The organism is Enterocloster lavalensis (genome assembly GCF_046603895.1).
Classification (GTDB): domain Bacteria; phylum Bacillota; class Clostridia; order Lachnospirales; family Lachnospiraceae; genus Enterocloster; species Enterocloster lavalensis.
On the sequence record NZ_CP176637.1, the window covers coordinates 965,801 to 981,178 of the forward strand.

Annotated in this window: 17 protein-coding genes and 3 pseudogenes; 5 read left to right on the forward strand and 15 right to left on the reverse strand. The window is 47.6% G+C overall.

Going from position 1 to position 15,378, the window contains the following annotated elements; genetic code table 11:
- Positions 1 to 580: 580 nt before the first annotated feature.
- Positions 581 to 1,747, reverse strand: coding sequence for an IS110 family transposase (locus ACK2JC_RS04205; protein ID WP_195626101.1), 1,167 nt, complete (start codon positions 1,745 to 1,747; stop codon positions 581 to 583).
- Between the two features lie 277 nt (positions 1,748 to 2,024).
- Between ACK2JC_RS04205 and ACK2JC_RS04210 the strand changes: the two genes are divergently transcribed.
- The 4 genes and pseudogenes from ACK2JC_RS04210 (at position 2,025) to ACK2JC_RS04225 (ending at position 5,111) form a co-directional block, all read left to right on the forward strand.
- The gene (locus ACK2JC_RS04210; RefSeq protein WP_117634835.1) at positions 2,025 to 2,723 is read left to right on the forward strand and encodes a response regulator transcription factor; all 699 of its coding nucleotides are present in this window, start codon (positions 2,025 to 2,027) and stop codon (positions 2,721 to 2,723) included.
- The gene (locus ACK2JC_RS04215) at positions 2,716 to 3,753 is read left to right on the forward strand and encodes a sensor histidine kinase (RefSeq protein WP_182464869.1); all 1,038 of its coding nucleotides are present in this window, start codon (positions 2,716 to 2,718) and stop codon (positions 3,751 to 3,753) included. Before ACK2JC_RS04210 ends, ACK2JC_RS04215 begins: the two co-directional genes overlap by 8 nt.
- Positions 3,754 to 3,865: 112 nt before the next feature.
- Positions 3,866 to 4,204, forward strand: a complete 339-nt coding sequence (locus ACK2JC_RS04220; RefSeq protein WP_117634830.1) for a hypothetical protein — start codon at positions 3,866 to 3,868, stop codon at positions 4,202 to 4,204.
- A 19-nt stretch (positions 4,205 to 4,223) separates the two neighbouring features.
- A pseudogene (locus tag ACK2JC_RS04225) lies at positions 4,224 to 5,111 on the forward strand (DUF4300 family protein).
- A 14-nt stretch (positions 5,112 to 5,125) separates the two neighbouring features.
- Here the strand turns inward: ACK2JC_RS04225 and ACK2JC_RS04230 are convergent.
- Entirely contained in the window at positions 5,126 to 5,539 is a 414-nt protein-coding gene (locus ACK2JC_RS04230; protein ID WP_368271391.1) for a hypothetical protein, read from the reverse strand.
- Between the two features lie 636 nt (positions 5,540 to 6,175).
- Between ACK2JC_RS04230 and ACK2JC_RS04235 the strand changes: the two are divergent.
- Positions 6,176 to 6,604, forward strand: a pseudogene (locus ACK2JC_RS04235) (ABC transporter ATP-binding protein); the annotation flags it as partial.
- On the opposite strand, the pseudogene ACK2JC_RS04240 reads toward ACK2JC_RS04235, so the two are convergent.
- From ACK2JC_RS04240 to ACK2JC_RS04300, 13 genes and pseudogenes are all read right to left on the reverse strand, one after another.
- Positions 6,605 to 6,958 (reverse strand): annotated as a pseudogene (locus tag ACK2JC_RS04240) (hypothetical protein); the annotation flags it as partial. It lies immediately after the preceding pseudogene.
- Positions 6,924 to 7,541: a DUF6550 family protein gene (locus ACK2JC_RS04245; RefSeq protein ID WP_320998627.1), complete on the reverse strand. Its 618-nt coding sequence runs from the start codon at positions 7,539 to 7,541 to the stop codon at positions 6,924 to 6,926. The pseudogene ACK2JC_RS04240 and the gene ACK2JC_RS04245, both read right to left, overlap by 35 nt.
- A 105-nt stretch (positions 7,542 to 7,646) precedes the next feature.
- The gene (locus ACK2JC_RS04250; protein WP_117634794.1) at positions 7,647 to 8,192 is read right to left on the reverse strand and encodes a hypothetical protein; all 546 of its coding nucleotides are present in this window, start codon (positions 8,190 to 8,192) and stop codon (positions 7,647 to 7,649) included.
- A complete protein-coding gene (locus ACK2JC_RS04255; protein WP_117634792.1) occupies positions 8,189 to 8,593 on the reverse strand; it encodes a DUF4320 family protein in 405 nt (134 codons plus the stop codon). Before ACK2JC_RS04255 ends, ACK2JC_RS04250 begins: the two co-directional genes overlap by 4 nt.
- Positions 8,581 to 8,910: a hypothetical protein gene (locus ACK2JC_RS04260; RefSeq protein ID WP_240305372.1), complete on the reverse strand. Its 330-nt coding sequence runs from the start codon at positions 8,908 to 8,910 to the stop codon at positions 8,581 to 8,583. The genes ACK2JC_RS04255 and ACK2JC_RS04260 overlap by 13 nt, the downstream gene beginning before the upstream one ends.
- Before the next feature lie 28 nt (positions 8,911 to 8,938).
- Complete coding sequence (locus ACK2JC_RS04265; protein ID WP_117634788.1) at positions 8,939 to 9,811, reverse strand: secretion protein F; 873 nt, start codon at positions 9,809 to 9,811, stop codon at positions 8,939 to 8,941.
- Between the two features lie 5 nt (positions 9,812 to 9,816).
- Positions 9,817 to 10,746 (reverse strand): type II secretion system F family protein, encoded by a 930-nt coding sequence (locus ACK2JC_RS04270; RefSeq protein WP_368271392.1) that lies wholly within the window; start codon positions 10,744 to 10,746, stop codon positions 9,817 to 9,819.
- Positions 10,743 to 12,383, reverse strand: a complete 1,641-nt coding sequence (locus tag ACK2JC_RS04275; protein WP_117634785.1) for a CpaF/VirB11 family protein — start codon at positions 12,381 to 12,383, stop codon at positions 10,743 to 10,745. Before ACK2JC_RS04275 ends, ACK2JC_RS04270 begins: the two co-directional genes overlap by 4 nt.
- Positions 12,377 to 13,189: a ParA family protein gene (locus tag ACK2JC_RS04280; protein ID WP_117634783.1), complete on the reverse strand. Its 813-nt coding sequence runs from the start codon at positions 13,187 to 13,189 to the stop codon at positions 12,377 to 12,379. Before ACK2JC_RS04280 ends, ACK2JC_RS04275 begins: the two co-directional genes overlap by 7 nt.
- On the reverse strand, positions 13,190 to 14,059 hold the full coding sequence (gene cpaB, locus ACK2JC_RS04285; protein ID WP_320998625.1) for a Flp pilus assembly protein CpaB: 870 nt from the start codon (positions 14,057 to 14,059) through the stop codon (positions 13,190 to 13,192).
- Between the two features lie 258 nt (positions 14,060 to 14,317).
- Positions 14,318 to 14,668 carry a prepilin peptidase gene (locus ACK2JC_RS04290; protein ID WP_368271393.1) on the reverse strand — a complete coding sequence of 117 codons (351 nt, stop codon included), beginning with the start codon at positions 14,666 to 14,668 and terminating at the stop codon, positions 14,318 to 14,320.
- Positions 14,669 to 14,714: 46 nt separating this feature from the next.
- Positions 14,715 to 15,059: a SpoVG family protein gene (locus ACK2JC_RS04295; RefSeq protein ID WP_117634776.1), complete on the reverse strand. Its 345-nt coding sequence runs from the start codon at positions 15,057 to 15,059 to the stop codon at positions 14,715 to 14,717.
- Between the two features lie 41 nt (positions 15,060 to 15,100).
- The gene (locus ACK2JC_RS04300; RefSeq protein ID WP_118077430.1) at positions 15,101 to 15,331 is read right to left on the reverse strand and encodes a DUF6133 family protein; all 231 of its coding nucleotides are present in this window, start codon (positions 15,329 to 15,331) and stop codon (positions 15,101 to 15,103) included.
- Between the last annotated feature and the right edge of the window lie 47 nt (positions 15,332 to 15,378).

Genomic DNA, 15,378 nt, shown 5'->3' on the forward strand with positions numbered 1-15,378 from the left:
AATAATTATCCGAGAAAACTTCTTTGAAAGCCTTGTAGAATGGGGCTATTCACAAGTTTCCTCGGATCATTGAAAATCTCGGATAATGCGCCCTATCCGAGTTCTTGGATAGGGCGCACTTACTCACCACCCGTAAGCGGGCGGTGGTACTGCCTTGCGGCAGTCGTGCGCTCTCCGAGAGGATCGGCGGAAATCGTTGAAGGAGAAATGATAGAGTTCCATCAGTTTTGTAAAAGTTCTTGTGTGGATAGTTTAATTCTGAAATATCTGTTCTTGAAGGATCCTCACTATTATAGTATCATTAATATAAAATAATATGCTGTTTAAGAAAAATACGAATCTACCTGACTTGAGCTGCTTATCAATGGTTATAAACCTACATAAGAATGTCTGTATCCAACACATAGAGAAACAGGCTGTCTGTTGCTTATATTATGGACATCGACAGGAGACCAGCTATGAAAAGTCAAGTATAAATTAGCCAAAAATTCCGTTTCTATATCGATGAAAAAAAGGGTAACTTTAATAGAACTCCCTAAAGGTGCTTTTTCAAAGTCTATCGATATTAGTATACAGGCCTCTATTCGAGGTTGAATTCCACTTCGTCAGTGAGCATCTTCCAGATGACCCTGACAAGTTTTCCGGCGCAATGTCCAAGGGCATTGTAGTGTGTCCGGCCTTCGGCTCTCTTGGTGTCGTAATAAACCTTGAAAGTCGCATTGTTCTTTACAACATTATGAGCTGCGTTCATAAGGGCGTAACGAAGTACACGTGACCCTCGCTTGGACATATGGGTTCTTTTAGCCTGAAAGTTTCCAGACTGGTATACAGTTGGATCCAGTCCAGCGAATGCAAGCAGTTTACCTGGTGTTGAGAAACGGTGAATATCACCGATCTCACCCAGTATCATCCCGCCATTTACGGTTCCAATGCCGGGAATGGTCATGAGTACAGAGTGCAGGCAGGTGACAAGATTCGCCATTTCAAGTTCTGTCTCGAATAACTGTGAATCCAATAACTCGATCTGTGCAATGGTCTGAGTTATCTGGATAGATAAAGAGCTGTCATTTAAGCCGACAGACCTCTGTGCGAGAACTCTTAATTCTCTGGCCATATCTTTTGTGAAGTGTCCATGGGAGGATTTGACAAGGAGATTGGAGAGATGAGTCAGGTGCAGGTAAGCAATGTCTTTTGGCATAGGAGCCTCTTTTAAGAGTGCATAGACAGCTTTCTGATGCAGACCGGATTTGAAAAAATACTGAAGTTCCGGAAAGACCTGATCCATATAGGAAGTCAATTGAATTTTCAAACGGGTACGCTGTTTCATGGTCTTCTGTCGGAACCTGCCGAGTTCCTTCAGTTCAATGTAATCCAGATCTTTCAGGGTAGAAAACCTGAGAGAGTCCTGCATCATAAGGGTTTTAGCAATCACCAAAGTGTCGACTTTATCGATCTTCGTCTTGCGTACATTGTTTTTACGCATGGACGAAGTCATGATAGGGTTGAGAACACACACTTTAAAATCCTTGCAGATTAGGAAACGAACAAGGTTGTCACCGTAGTGTGTCGTAGATTCAAGACCTATGATGATGCTGTGCTGGTCAAGTGGTGCCAGCTTAGACAGCAGCAGATAGAAGCCATCATAGTCATTTGAGAATTGAAACGGCTCGATGAGTATCTCGCCTTCCGAAGAAACAGCAGCGGCAAAATGGTTGAGTTTGGCAATATCAATGCCTACATAAATCATGAGGTTATACCTCCCTTTCAAAAAGTCTGATACCGTGATATCCACCAGTGATTATCATCGTAGACTTGATTGAAATAAGTACTCATTGGAACAGACGCTCCGGTACATCCAGCTAATAAACAATTCAGATAAAGGCAGCGGCAATACACTCCTGTTGAGTAGTCAAGGCTACAGGAAAAAATCAAAAGTCCACAGTATCTGAATGTATTAAACCACGATATTAAAACGAAAGGAAAGTAGATGTTTTCGCTTCTATAAACATCATACAAGTGACTATATGAAAAATGATAAAAAACTAATCTTAATAGCTGATGATGAAAAAGAAATCCGTGATATTCTGACATTGCTGCTGACAAGCAACGGATATGCTGTTGAAACGGCAGAAGACGGTCAGAGTGCCATTGATTCCGCATCAGAGGATATCGACCTTTATATTCTGGACGTCAATATGCCCGGACTTTCCGGTATTATGGCCGCTGCTGAAATACGAAAGAGTTATGATGCGCCGATTATTTTTCTCACCGCCTATTCAAGCGAGTCGGATAAAGTTATGGGCTTTTCTGTGGGTGCAGATGACTACATCGTGAAACCATTCTCCAATGTGGAACTGTTGATGCGTGTCAAGGCTATCTTAAAACGAAGCCCTGCCTACACCGTCTCACCCCCTACGTGTCGGGATACGAACCAGTTAACCTTTCAGGATGTGGTGCTGAATTTGGACAGTCAATCGTTCATAAAAAACGGTGAGACAATCGCTCTTACTTATACGGAATTTAAGATATTGGAGCTGCTTGCTTCCCATAAGAAAAAAATCTATTCTCTAGAAAACATCTATCAGAGCATCTGGGATGACAATGCTGTTGGCGACAGCGCCATTATGGTACATATCAAAAACATCCGCAAGAAATTGGGAGACAATTCTCGCAACCCCACTTATATTAAGACTGCATGGGGAAGGGGGTATTATATTGACTGAAGAAAGCAAACGACTAAGAGGAAAAAGGCTTCCTCGTGAAATTCTTGGCTTGTTGTCGCTCTCTTTTGTTATTACACTGATTCTGTTTCTGCTGCTCCGCATTTGTGCAACTGCTGTGGCCGACAGCATTCTTGTTATCCGGGGTATCGTCCTCACAGAAAGCAAAGTTCTGTCTCTAGAAGGCTGGATGTTCAATCTGAGCCTTCTTATATCGGTATGCTTTTTTACTTTCCTGTTTCTCTTTCTGCTTGGGGAGCGTTTATCCTACATATGGGATATCATCAAGGGGATCGATGCCCTGCGTTTAGGAGAAATGGATCATCTGGTTTCCGTGGAGGGAAACAACGAACTGACTCGTCTGGCCGAGGCCGTAAACTATCTTTCCATCACACAGAAGCAGGTAAAAGAGAAGGAACGCCTATTGGCAGAAGAAAAGGAACAGCTGATCCGCACCCTCTCTCACGATATCCGCACACCACTGACCTCCATCATGGCCTATTCGGAATTTCTGGCAGGCAACAATGATCGACCGGCACAAGAGCAACAGGGATATGCAGAACTGATCCGGGTAAAAGCGCAGCAAATCAAAGAGCTGACCGATATTCTGCTGGACGGCGGCAGGCGAAACCCGGAACGATTTGAAGATTCCCGATTGCTGATGGAACAGCTTGTAACAGAATTTGAAGAGTTGTTGGAAGAGGATTTTCAAATTTTGACTGATCTCAAAAGCTGTTTCTCTTTTTCTGGCAGTTTTGACATACAGGAGCTGCGCCGCATCTTTGACAATCTCAGCTCAAACATCCGAAAGTATGCGGATCCGCTGCAACCTGTATTCTTATCGGTTCGCTCCGATTCGGATCAGCTTGTCATATATCAGAAAAATTACATCTTTCCCGGCGATGAACAAAAGGAAAGCTACCAAATGGGACTGAACAGTATCCGCCGCATTGCACACAACTACGCAGGAACTGTAGATGTTCGGCGAGCCGAATCCGAATTTGAGATAACGATTACGCTTTCAGAGTTTTAACAGAGTTTCTTCAGAATTTTTTAGAAATGTCTTGCAAATTTCTTCAGAACTTCCTGTTATTCTATTCTCAACAAAGCAACACAACACAAAAAACGAAAGTGAGGAAATGAATATGTTAACTTCTTTGGATTGGTTGGTAATTGTTTACATGGTTATGGTGGCTGCAAGTCTTTTGTCTTTGTGCCTGATGTTTCTGGTAAGACGTCCCCGTATGAAACAGGTCTGCTTCTACATCGTAGCAGCCCTTGCAATCTACGCAGCTTCTGTCGGCATTCGCATCGGCCTTGGATTATTCCCGGTACAGGTTGCCATCGGTGTAGCCATTGGTGCCGTAGCCATTGCAGCAATCGTGCTCGAACGCACCAGTAAAGGTAATGCAGGAAAATTTAAATTTGCCCGTATTATGGCCGCAGCCGCGCTGATCATCGGCGTCATCAACACCTTCATGTAAGGAAAATGCGAGGATATTTATGAGAAAAATCCTTTTCAGCTTAAGTTCACTATGCTTGGTTATACTTCTGGCCGGCTGTCAGCAAAGCAATGACCGGTCATGTCCGGAAACGATTGAATACAGCAACCTCCTGAACGATTCTGTTCAGGAGGAGCTGTCTGTCATTATGTCAAGTGCCGGTATCTCCGATGAACGCCAGGAAATATTCTTTGAGCATGTCGATCAGTTCAACAGCACAGTTTCTACAGAAGGTCTCGCCGGAGAATTTGTGCAGAAAGATGTATCAAGGGCAACCTATGATCCGTATACCATGCAGGACGAATGAAACGAGGTATATCCATACTTTTTAGGATACAACTGCCGCATTACAGCCTTCAGCCTTTTTGGCGACTACATCGAAATCCCGACAGACGCCGAGATTCGATCGGATATGGTCATGCAGGACATGGCTTCTCTGGAAGAGGACTCTTCCGCATTGCTTAACGAAGGAGATTATGATCGTTTTCTGGCCTTTTATTCCACTGTTCCTACAGAGAGCACTCAGGAAACTTCCGTCCATGTGGAAAATCTGCAAGGCGACTGGGCCAAACGTGGTATTATCTTTGATAAACAATCAAAAGCACGGCTCATATCGGTAGTTTTCCATGACTCATGGGATGACGCAGATTATCTGTTCATTGGGCACATTGGGGTATTGTTTCCTGTTTCTGCGGACGCGCTGTATTTTGTGGAAAAGATCGCATTTCAAGAACCATATCAGCTGAGCAAATTCGCAAGTCGAGTTGAGTTAAATGACTACCTGATGTCAAAATATGATGTCAGTTTCGGTCAGCCTACCGCAGCTCCCTTCATTATGGAAAATGATAAGCTGATGGAGGAGTACAGACAAAAACCCGACAAATCCTAAAATTCAAACTCTTTTTATAAATACTTGCGTTTGATTGATAATCCTTGTTTTTTCGCAAAAAGCCCCCTTGACAAATCTCGTTTCAACAATATAGCACTCAAACAGATAACAACAGAAAATAAAATTTCCAATAGGTTCTTCTTTTTCAAACCGGCTTTACCGCTTTTATTAAATCCTGGTCGGATTAAGAAATTGTCTGCAATTTCCAGGATAATCAATATGACAGAACTATACCACCAAGAAAAAGATACATAATGCCCGATGATCTGAGCCACTCCCGAAACAATAAAAACAACGCTCCCATAGGCAAATGCACCGTAAAGTTTAAGACCCTCGGTATCACCTTTTCTTTTACGCACGAGCGAGTAACTAAGTCCAAATAATCCTATTCCAAAAAATATCAAAAGAAGATTTAACAATAGGAACAACTTCTATCCTCCTACCTTGTTGGTTAGTTTATGTTAACCAACAAGATACACTTTGTCTGTTGGCTCAATAGGACTTTACCACTATCAAAATCACAGCCAATTAAACGGATCAAGCATCTCTCCAAGGAATGCTAAAAAGCATTTCCAAAATGTTTTTCCATGTTTTCTTTGCGTGTTCCCGCCCTTTCCTGAGCGCTATCAATGTCCGTATCGATGCAATCAGTATCACGATAGCAAGATATAGTAGCAATACAAGAACCGCTATTTGCCCGATTTCCCTATGTAAAATTCCTTTTTTATGCCCGGATTATTATTCGTTTTTGCTATTGTATCAAACACGCTCTAGCGCGGTGACTAGCCCTAGATATGTGAATCCACCACTTTTTTTAAGTAGCAGTTTTTGAATATATGTTGTATTGTTGAGTTACCACACACGACAATTACATATATCATCAACTGCTATGCTTATATTATCATGGGTTTTAAACTAAACAACTGCATTATCTGAAATTTTTATCGTCCCCCTCCCAACTTGGAATGCTGTTCTAGTTGTTTTATCATTTATCACTAGGAGGTAAGAGCATGATTCAGACATTGTAAAGGTGTTTTGCGTTATCAAGGCAGGGGGCTGTCGATTTGATAAAGGGGTGTATCGTGTGTGTGTTTCAGGAGATATTCTTTATGATCCCTGTTGGGCTTCTCTATAGCTTTGTCATTGTTCTCATGAACGGGGGCGTAAATGGAAGCCGCATTTCTTTCTATGTGGTTGACACTTTGGCTTGTCTTGTACCCATGTTCATTGTAACGTATTTTCAATACAATGCCACTTATGTGGAAAGCGGCGTAAGGCGTGTTTCCTTAGCGGAACAGCTCCCACTGTCCTTTTTCAGGAAAAAGGACAGTGCTGATTTGGCAAATTCTATTATGGGGGATTGTGCCACCCTGGAAATAGCGCTCTTCCATTATGTACTCGCTTTAGCAGGTTCACTCATTTCCACAACACTGATTGCAATCTGCCTTTTTGCCTATGACTGGCGCATGGCTCTTTGGGTTTTACCGATTGCGCTTGCTAACCTTCCTAAAGTGCAGCTGGATATTGGTCGGCCTTTTATTAGTAAAGTCAATGGGCTGTGTCACCGGGGTCCTGGTATCCGCCAAGATGACCGTCACCCTCACGCCCTCCATGCCGGGCGTCCACTTGTTCTGTGAGGTTCCCTGTCCCATGGACCCGCCGCTTCCATCCAGATTCCCTTCCCCGACTGCATATGCAGTGAGAGGAGACATAAGCATCAAAGCCATTGCCAGCACAGCCAGTATCTTTGCCCCATTCCTACACATTTTCAAAGAAAAAACACCGCCGAAGCGGTGTCTCGTCACAATCCTTTTAATCCATAATGCCAATCTTATTTCCATTCTCATACATATCCTCAGCTACCGTTCCCTGCCCTTCACCAATCTCATCAATCCAGCCAAATCCCGGTACATAAATCTTCCCATTTTGTGTGTCTCCATACTGCGGCTCCCCAGCTTGTGTGGGTGCCTCGCTGGGCTGCACCATCTCCTCATGAGGCATGGCCTCCAGAGTACCTTCTACGGACTCTCCATCCGGCTTTTGGGTAGGATTTTTTAACACCTCTTCTGGAGGAGCAGTTGGTTTTTCTGGAGCCGGCTGCACAGCCTGTTCCGTCCGGTCCGTCTGTGCCGGCAGAGCCGCTGTTGGCTCCGTTGTCCCTGCTCTGGAAGGTTCCGTTGCCGGTTCGGTTCTCACCATGATATGCGGTTTGCTTGTCTCTGTTTCTTCCTCTGTTGTTGCTGCCTCTGTTGTCTCAGTCGGTATTACCACTACTGTCACCGCTTCCGTCTGTTCTGTCTGCTCCTCCGACTGATTGCCTCCCTGTGCCTTTCCTCTGAATTGGCTGCCGATTGCTGCAATTAATACAGCTCCCACGACCACGCAACCAAGGACAGCCAGCCGCCGCTTCATTCGCTCATTCAGTTTCATTGATTACGCCTCCTCATACTTTTATCTTTGTACGACATAGCATACAGTAACCCTCTCTAAAAGTCCAGCGACTTTTCCCATTCCCCCCTCTTTCTCCCCTATTTTTCAGAATACTTCAATATAACCCGCCTGTACCTTAATTTTCATCTTCATGGGAGGAAATGTCTTCCCTGCAAATCGCACCGGAACCTCCAGCCAGACCACGGCATCTGCTTCAAACCGTTGAGCATTTGCAGGGTCGGAGGGTGCCAGGGGTGCATTGCGGATTGTAACGTCCAGCCCAGTTATTTTGTACTCCAGGGCACCTCCGGTATATTTTACACGTTTTCCTCCCTCCCGCCGGGTTCCCAGAGTTTCACCCAAGTGGTAATAAATATCCCCGGTATCCACCGATTCCTCAAAGCCGTATCCTTCCGTATAATATCCTCCTGAGTATCCTTCCCGTACCCCATGATATACATTGGCATAGTTGTCATTTACCACCACAACCACTGCATCCTGCAGGGCTTCCTTTACCCCAGAGGCAATCAGGCTCAGACGGAAAAATTCCATGATTCCGCACAGAATCAAAAGGCAGGCCAGAGTCACCGCGATTACCAGAGGGAACGCAGTCCCACGTTTATCTTTCAAACACACCAGCCATTTTTTCATTTCCAATACACCTCAGACTTTCCGGTTGCTGCAGCCCGCAGGGTGACGGGGAAGGAACCAAGTCCTCCAAACAGCCCCAGATCATAGCGGCAGGTCAGCTGCACGGTTACTTCCTCATTGAGCTGAATCCGACCACTGGCTGACCAATGGATCTCGGGGTTAAGTCCTGTCTTCTCTCTGAGGGCAGCCGCCCTCCGGTTCGTCTCGTTCCCAATCTGGCCCGCAATCTCCGCCTCCCTGCAAAGCTCTGTCGCAAAGGTATCCAGCTGCTGTTTTGCTATAAATACTGGCAGAATCTTTACAGAAAGAGCAAGGACCAGCATCACACACAGGATTAAAACTGCCACATCAATGTACCCTTCCCCGTCTTGTCCGGCAAGTATCTTCTTTAAATGCGACACACCATTCCCTCCTCACTGGTTCTGGCAGGAATCACTTCCGGCTCATTTAATCGCGTCAACACATACCAGGTGCCATCCGCATGGTTCATTGACTTCACCTTCTGCTGTAAAAGTTCCTCCGCCTTGATTTGGACACATTCCCTCCAACTATAGGGATTTCCTTGGACGGCTTGACCCGCCAAAAGATTCCCTATCTGCTCCGGGACCAAATACACATATCCACCAGGCATCATCATAAATACAGGTTCTTCGGGATGTCTCTCCAAAAACTCCCGCACCGTCCCAGTCGCTCCTGTCTCATTCTCCACGCTGCTCATGTCCTCGCGCCTCCATCTTTTTTCTTTTCTAAAACATACTTTCCATGGACTTTAGAATCTCAAATACGATAATCGCCAGGTAAGTGATAATAAAACACACCAGCATGAGGAAGCTGAACACACGGATCTTGTGCGGGATCTTCTGGGCTTCCTTTTTCAGCCGCTGCAGCTCCATCTGTTTGAAATCATGAAACAGCATTTGAAAATACATGGCCCCATCATCGCCGCGGAGCACGCCAATCAGCCCACGAACCACATCGGAGAACATAGGAGAGTTGAGCCTAGCCTCAAACCGGGTGAGCGCTGCCTCGTAACTGGAGGAGCGCATATCCGCCGCCAGGATTTCCAATTCATTGGCGAATTCTTCCCCGGCGTTCTTTTTATAGTTCTCCACAATGGACAGCACATCCCGGCTGTTCTTCAGTTCCTGCTCAATGGTTGACACAAATCGGGGCAGCTCGCCTTCCAGCTCTCCCCTCTTCTTCGCCAGCAGATCATCCGCCCGCTCCTGTTCCTTGAAATACACCATCACCGCCAGAATCACATCAATCACAGCCAGCAGCGGAAAGACCAGCAGACAGGGAATGACTCCCAGCAGCACAAGTCCTGCCTTGGAAATAACATAAGCCTGATATACCTCTGGCTCCATGTTCAGCCCGCTGGCCTTCAGAATATTCTTCTGCCGTCCCCGTTTATATTCATCCATGTGGATATAAGGCGCCAGCTTCACTGCCAGGGAAAGGAAGTACGTTTCCATGCTCTTTGCTGCCCTTCTGTTTTCCCTCCCTGTATTAATCATTGCCTTCGATGTCTTTAAATACGGCAGCCGGAGCAAGTCCGCTGCCAAGAAAAATAATCCGGCAGCCAGCAGTCCGCCAAAGCAAACCAGTAATCCAATCATCCCCGTCACCTCCTGTATTCCAGCGGCTTAGTCAGACGGATCACACATGCCGTGCTGACAAAGATAAGAGCCGCTGATACTGCCAGGATGATCTGTCCCACATAAGAAAACATCAGAGTCTCATACCAGCTTCGGTTTAAGGAATACATTAACGGGATATTTCCAATGACAAGGATCACCATGGTAATAAATTCCTTCCTGGGTTCCGTCACCAACAGCTCCAGCTCCGCATTCACGATCCGCATATCTGATAACTTGCTCACAATCGGCGTCAGCGTGGTCTTTAAGCTACGGTCATACTGACAGTCACACAGTGCATTACACCACTCCTCGAACACATCGTTCTCAATCCGCCCTCTCAGTGCCTGCAGCCCGGCTTCCACATCAGGATTCACCATCCGCACCTGGGTCGAAAATTCCTGGAACACGTTGCGAACCGGCGGATTTAAATAGTGCAGGTTTTCCTCCACCGCAGTCAGGATATCCTCATTTCTCAAATACGCTGTAGTAATGATAGACAGGGCGGTCTCCAGCTCCGCCGCCACGTTCTTCTTGTAATGGCCGGCCGTCAGCCGCACATACCAGAAGGGGAAGAACAGGAAGCCCACCGCCAGGACCGGGGCCAGAAAATAATTCCCCATCAGGATTGCCAGGGAGCCGCCAAGACAGAACAAGGACAGGCTGGCTGCACAAATCATGGAAAAACGGCTTTCCCGGCCCGTCATAGCCAGGATCTCCTGAGCTGTGCGGATTTCCCGGCGAAACACCCCCGGCTTCTTCCGGCTGGTGGCCTCGTTGATTTCCTCCTTTATCGTCCTGGGCTTTTGCATCAGAAAACCAAACAGGCCGTCTGTAAATTCCATCGGTTTTAATCCCAGAATCAAAAAAGCGCCGGTTATCATACCGGCACAGGCCAAAAGCTGCATCAATGTCATACATTCACACCTCCCCTCAATCGTTTCAGCGTCTCGCCCGGCATCCCGTTCTCCAACAGCCGTTTCGCCAGCCCGTCCGATATGGCATGTACCTGCTCATGGTGGCCTTCAATGATGAATTTCCCGTCTTCCACCCGGTTTTCCGTGATCTTGTACTGGAACAGCGGCCGGTAGCTTCTGGTTCCATCCAGACGGATTTCACACTCTTGGATTTCCATCAGACGCCGTTCCCGGTTTTCCAGCTGTTTACAGAATGCCACGATTGGATAGGCCTCCGTCACATAGGATAGGAGAGTCTCATCGCTCATATCCACCGCACGTTTGCACAGGGACACCATACGCCGGTATGTGGCTTCACAGCTGTTGGAATGGATGGTGGTTACCACCGCCACGCCGGTCCTGGCCGCCTCCTGAGCCGCATTGGCCTCCGGCCCGCGCATTTCCCCCACCACAATAATATTCGGGTTAAACCGCAGCGCCATGTCCAGCAGGGCAATCTGATCCACCCTCTGGCGCTCATTCTCACTGTCCCGGGTCAGGGTATGGATGACGGAATTCGTTACCACACCTTCCTTCTCGCGCACCAGAGCCAGCTCCCTGGAACCGCTCTCAATGGTGTAAATTCGCTTGTTATCCGGTATGGTGGTCAAAAGCCATCCGAGCAGTGTTGTCTTCCCAGAACTTGTCGCCCCTGCCACACAGATGGATATCCCATATCGCAGACACTCGGTCAAAAAGTCCATCATCGGCTGGGTGGCCGTTCCCCCGTTTATAAAATCTTCCTGCTTCATGGATTGTGGATTTACAATACGGATTGAGGCTGCAATCCCTACGTCCTCATCCACCAGCGGCGTTTTCATGGCTGCAATTCGGATGTTTTTGGATAGATGCCCCAGCACTGCCGGGCTGGCATTGTCCAAAACCATGCCGGACGTATGGAGCATACGGCGGATCACATTGATTGCGTGCTGAGGACTCTCAAAACGCTCGGTCAGTTTCTTCGTAACGCCTCCGGAATACTGGACTTCGATATCCCGCCAGCTGTTGACGTCAATCTCCTCAATCCCTGTCCCATACACATACTTGGTGAGGAAGGAGAACTCCGCCATTTCAGTATAAATGGTATCCACCAGGTCCTGACGGTCCATTCCCTTTACTGCAATCCGGTAGTCCTGCACATACTTGGTGATATAGCGCTTAATCTGATCCTTCACGTCCTCGCTTCCCTGGTCAATGATCAGCGTGGAATATTTGCTGGAAATGTACTCCTGCACTTCTTTTAAAACATCCGTAAATTCCCGGCCTTCTCCTTCTGGAGAAAAGAACAGGTTGTGGGCGAGCGGAGCCCGTACCTCGGAAAGAAGAGGTCCCCTATCATCTCCTGGCTCCTCTATATCATCTGATTCCTCTGGCTCCATTTCACCCGGGGCAGGCTGTTTTTCTGGCACAACTGCCTCGCTTTTTTCTCTCTGTTCTGATTTGTCCTTGTATTCTATTTCGCGTCTCTTGGAATCACTATATTTCTGCAGTTCTACTTCCTGATCATCACCAGCCACTTCTGCCATTGCTGCCGGTACACCAACTTCCTGCTTTGATCCCGGCCCAAATATATCCCCGGAGCGCTTTTCCCCTAACATCCAAACACCTCCCTGCTGATTGCTTCAATCGCCTTTCGGAACCCTTTACTCTCCCGCAAGGATAGATCCGCCAGAAGATCCCCGGCCAGACTCTGCGCCGCCAGTTCCGCACAATACGGCAGCTTAAATGTCACGCTTCCAAGCACCTGCTCCACATGTTCGCTGGCCTCGTTGAGCTTGATGTTGCTGGCTACCTTGTACTGTTTATCCGCATCCCATTTGTTGTCCCGCAGCAGGGGCAGCTGGCTGGAAAGGTAGCTGATACTCTTCAAATCGCAGTTTACCAAGCGGAGAACCGCATCGGCCTCCATCAGAGCAATGGCCGACAGGATATCATTGGCAATGTAGCTTCCACAGTCGATGATCACATAAGGGGCCATTTCCCGTAGACACGTAATCAGCTCTGTTGCCTGCTTCGCGTTGTAAGGCGGATAGGTATATTCATTCTCTCCCCGCAGCATCCCCATCAGGGTCAGGTAGTCATACTTTTTATGGGTAATCAGATTGTGGCGGACCAAGGATTGTGTCACCTGGGCTGCCGCCAGCACACTCCCCAGGGAATGTTCACATTCAAGGTCTGCCGGAGGGCAGATACAGGGCAGCATGGGAGCCGTCATATCACAGGTCAGGAGGACCACGTTCCGCTTCTTTCCAGCCAGGTACCTTGCCAGCTTCACAGCCACTGTGGATTTACCGCTTCCCGGACTCCCCCAGACCGCCAGGATCTGATTCCCCGGCTCATCCACGAAGTCCTCCTGCGCCTTTGCCGAGCGGTCGAAAATACTTCCTTTTTTGAAATTCAGCATTTACTCCACCCCGCTCTCGCTTTCTGCGGTTGCCCCTGTCTCCTCTCCCTGTACTGTTTCTCCACCGGCTTCTTCTACTGTATCTGTTTCTTCGTTTCCGCTTTCCTTCTCCGTATTCTCTTCCGTTCCCTCACCCTCTGGCGGATATAGTTCTTCCAGTATGATTTCCTGGGCCTCCACAAACTTCCGGGCATTTTCCTTTGTCCCCCGGTACACCAGGGATAAATGCAACTTCCCTTCCGCCTCCAGTTCCGCAAGAACCTTTCCCTGCTCCGGTGTAACCAAAAGGGTCACGGTTCCCGGCAGTTCTTTCTCCGTCTCCTCATCGCCCCGTTCCCCGGTATTGGCGTCATATCCGCTGTTTGCCGTTACTGCAATAACCTCCACATACTGCAGCTCCGGCGGAATAATTGTAGAACCCTGCTTTCTAAAATCCGGCGCAATCACAGATACAATGTCACCACTGATCAGTTTTCCGGATAACCCATTGGCAAAGGCCTTCACACTGACAGAAATGGCCTGCTTTTCCCCATTCAGATTATAAAGATATGCATTCTCCGCTGCCGGTTCCTCCGCCACCTTGGAACGGACGATATAGTCACCAGGAGCCATATCCGCCGATGCATACTTGCCAATCACTTCATCCAGATTGTGCACAACAGACTCCGGCAGGTTGTAAGCTCCCACCTCCACGGATTTCACCATATCCTTTGTGATCTCATCCCCAATCCAGATGTTTTTTGTGACCCGGACAATCTCTGTTTTCTCGCTGATCGTCCGGTTAAACATCGGCGTGATTGCAAAGCAGATCACCAGGGACAGTACAATGCAAAGTAAGCCGATCACGGTTCTGTTCTTAAAGAAATTCATATCTCTCTCCCTTCTTCTCTATCCTTGGACCATACAAAATTCAGCTGTCTCGGATATTACAGGGCCATCTGCCTTCTCCTCCAGTTCAAACGGTTCATAATACATGGTGAATGCATTGGCTCTCTCAATTTCCATATTGATTCTCCTTACCTTACTGCAGATAAATCTGCCTTTTTTATGAACCGAAAACAGAAAACACTCACACAGCCAATCAGTACAAACAACCTAAGAACCCTCTTCTTCATTTTCCAACTCCTCCTAAATATAATAGGCGGCAGCGTATCCAATCGCCAGGAATGGAGCCATTGGATACGCAGAGCTTACCTGCTTTCTGAAAAACAGCAACACGCACTTTGAGCACATATGAAACAGAAGCTGAAGCATTAATCCTACTACCATTCCCATCAAGGCACCCGGCAGTCCCAGCACAAGGCCGCAAGCTGCAGCCAGCTTCACATCTCCGCCGCCGATTCCCCCTTTTACTGCCGCTGCCAGGAAAAACAGCGCTGGAATAAGCCCCAACAGACATTCCGGTTGAGCGTGCATAAGGAAGAGGGCGGCGATGCCGCCGCTCACCCAGTCCGGAATCTCCCGCCGTTTCAGATCCACAAAGGCAGCGGCCAGCAACAGATAGAGAAACAGAACTCCCTGCACCCTACATCTGTAGGCTCGGCTGTTCCCCGGCCTGTTCCGCCGCATCCGCCTGAGTAGTGCCAGTCTGCTGGGCAACAGACTGCTCCAGCGCCTGCTGATAGGCCGATAACACTGCATTGTGAAGCTGTTCCCGGAACTCTGCCGTTACCGGGAAACACACTTCCTTATATCCTTCCGTTGTCTTCCGGCTGGGCATGGAAACAAAGAGTCCACGCTCTCCTCCATCCACTACTTTGATCCCCCGGATTCCAATACAACTGTCGATGGTAGCGGATGCATATCCCCGGATACTTCCCGCCTCTCCTGGCGGGTACATGGATGTAATCCTTACGTCTACAGTAGGCATATAAAGTTCCTCCTTCTTTCTTTATCTTTCTGCGTTTTTTGTCAGCCTGCATAGTTGAACATCTCGGTAATGCGCCGGGACAACGTGGGTAACACATTTTCAGAGAATAATGCGTACAGACCCGCCAGCAGCAAAGCACCGATCACCACAGCCATCAAGATTTTGATAGCACTATCGATGAAATTTTCACCGGAACGGTCTGCAATGACTGCCCGTACTTTACACATGTTCCACTCTGCCGCACGTTTTACACGCTCAAATCCTGCTCTCATAAATTAATCCTCCTCTCATGATAAAAGGCAGCCTTTCGCTGCCTGAT

Bases quoted from the DNA above. Each gene is read 5' to 3' on its own strand.
- ACK2JC_RS04245 (WP_320998627.1), bottom strand. From the start codon at position 7,541: ATGAAACTGAATGAGCGAATGAAGCGGCGGCTGGCTGTCCTTGGTTGC.
- ACK2JC_RS04260 (WP_240305372.1), bottom strand. From the start codon at position 8,910: ATGAGCAGCGTGGAGAATGAGACAGGAGCGACTGGGACGGTGCGGGAG.
- ACK2JC_RS04205 (WP_195626101.1), bottom strand. From the start codon at position 1,747: ATGATTTATGTAGGCATTGATATTGCCAAACTCAACCATTTTGCCGCT.
- ACK2JC_RS04275 (WP_117634785.1), bottom strand. From the start codon at position 12,383: ATGTTAGGGGAAAAGCGCTCCGGGGATATATTTGGGCCGGGATCAAAG.
- ACK2JC_RS04270 (WP_368271392.1), bottom strand. From the start codon at position 10,746: ATGACATTGATGCAGCTTTTGGCCTGTGCCGGTATGATAACCGGCGCT.
- ACK2JC_RS04220 (WP_117634830.1), top strand. From the start codon at position 3,866: ATGTTAACTTCTTTGGATTGGTTGGTAATTGTTTACATGGTTATGGTG.
- cpaB (WP_320998625.1), bottom strand. From the start codon at position 14,059: ATGAATTTCTTTAAGAACAGAACCGTGATCGGCTTACTTTGCATTGTA.
- ACK2JC_RS04280 (WP_117634783.1), bottom strand. From the start codon at position 13,189: ATGCTGAATTTCAAAAAAGGAAGTATTTTCGACCGCTCGGCAAAGGCG.
- ACK2JC_RS04250 (WP_117634794.1), bottom strand. From the start codon at position 8,192: ATGAAAAAATGGCTGGTGTGTTTGAAAGATAAACGTGGGACTGCGTTC.
- ACK2JC_RS04295 (WP_117634776.1), bottom strand. From the start codon at position 15,059: ATGCCTACTGTAGACGTAAGGATTACATCCATGTACCCGCCAGGAGAG.
- ACK2JC_RS04210 (WP_117634835.1), top strand. From the start codon at position 2,025: ATGAAAAATGATAAAAAACTAATCTTAATAGCTGATGATGAAAAAGAA.
- ACK2JC_RS04300 (WP_118077430.1), bottom strand. From the start codon at position 15,331: ATGAGAGCAGGATTTGAGCGTGTAAAACGTGCGGCAGAGTGGAACATG.
- ACK2JC_RS04265 (WP_117634788.1), bottom strand. From the start codon at position 9,811: ATGATTGGATTACTGGTTTGCTTTGGCGGACTGCTGGCTGCCGGATTA.